General features: G+C 45.4%; 6 tRNA genes and 1 rRNA gene. All 7 read right to left on the reverse strand.

Annotated features, from left to right (window positions below):
• Positions 1–99: ribosomal RNA gene (locus tag M3202_RS21950) — 16S ribosomal RNA — on the reverse strand; the annotation flags it as partial.
• A gap of 469 nt (positions 100–568) precedes the next feature.
• Positions 569–644 (reverse strand) — tRNA-Ala (locus M3202_RS21955).
• Between the two features lie 6 nt (positions 645–650).
• Positions 651–727: transfer RNA gene (locus M3202_RS21960), tRNA-Pro, on the reverse strand.
• A gap of 18 nt (positions 728–745) precedes the next feature.
• Positions 746–822: transfer RNA gene (locus M3202_RS21965), tRNA-Arg, on the reverse strand.
• 12 nt (positions 823–834) lie between these two features.
• A tRNA-Leu gene (locus tag M3202_RS21970) sits at positions 835–920 on the reverse strand.
• A 10-nt stretch (positions 921–930) separates the two neighbouring features.
• Positions 931–1,005, reverse strand: a tRNA-Gly gene (locus M3202_RS21975).
• Between the two features lie 11 nt (positions 1,006–1,016).
• Positions 1,017–1,099, reverse strand: a tRNA-Leu gene (locus M3202_RS21980).
• Positions 1,100–1,178: the final 79 nt, after the last annotated feature.

Raw genomic sequence — 1,178 nt, forward strand, 5'->3', positions numbered from 1 at the left:
CGTCATCCCGAAGGAATCAATCAGGTTCATCCGCTCGACTTGCATGTATTAGGCACGCCGCCAGCGTTCGTCCTGAGCCAGGATCAAACTCTCCATGAAAATGGTGAGCTGATTAAGCTCTTACGTTTTAAAACATTATTGACGAGATTCCTTGTTAGCAAAGTAACAATTCTTCTCTTTTTTTCGCTTGGCTTTTGTTCAGTTTTCAAAGAACTCGTTTTTATTGTCGACTCTCATCAGCGACGATTATTATCTTAACATAGCTTGAGTTTCTATGCAATAACTTTTTTAAAAGTTTTTATATTAACAGCAAGCCAGATAAAAAAATGTAGATAGGCATAAAATAATTCTCATGCCCAGATATATAAATATAACACGCTTCGCAGAGAATGACAATAGTTAATGGAGTTTTTTTTCGTCTACTTAAGAGAGAGAAGAGATTTTCTCCTCTTATTTTAGCGGGAGTGATAAAAAGAGTAATCGCAGACTCCCTCGCTCCCGAGTCCAAAAAAGTTCTTAACCTTTTTAGGCTAAGAACTTTCATTATCAAAATTATAGTAAGTTTTTATGGTGGAGCCTAGCGGGATCGAACCGCTGACCTCCTGCGTGCAAGGCAGGCGCTCTCCCAGCTGAGCTAAGGCCCCTTTTTATGGTCGGGAAGACAGGATTTGAACCTGCGACCCCCTGGTCCCAAACCAGGTGCTCTACCAAGCTGAGCCACTTCCCGTTATGTCAAATTAAATAATGGCGCGCCCTGAGAGATTCGAACTCCCGACCTTTTGATTCGTAGTCAAACACTCTATCCAGCTGAGCTAAGGGCGCAAAAACCGTAAGTGCCGAGGGCCGGACTTGAACCGGCACGGTAGTCACCTACCGCAGGATTTTAAGTCCTGTGTGTCTGCCAATTCCACCACCCCGGCAGGACTCTTATGGAGCGGAAGACGGGATTCGAACCCGCGACCCCCACCTTGGCAAGGTGGTGTTCTACCACTGAACTACTTCCGCAACATATGTAATGCGGGTGAAGGGACTTGAACCCCCACGTCACAAGGACACTAGATCCTAAGTCTAGCGCGTCTGCCAATTCCGCCACACCCGCATATTACAAAATGGTGAGCCATGAAGGACTCGAACCTTCGACCCTCTGATTAAAAGTCAGATGCTCTACCAACTGAGCT

This window comes from Halalkalibacter oceani, from assembly GCF_023715605.1.
GTDB classification, from domain to species: domain Bacteria; phylum Bacillota; class Bacilli; order Bacillales; family Bacillaceae_D; genus Halalkalibacter; species Halalkalibacter oceani.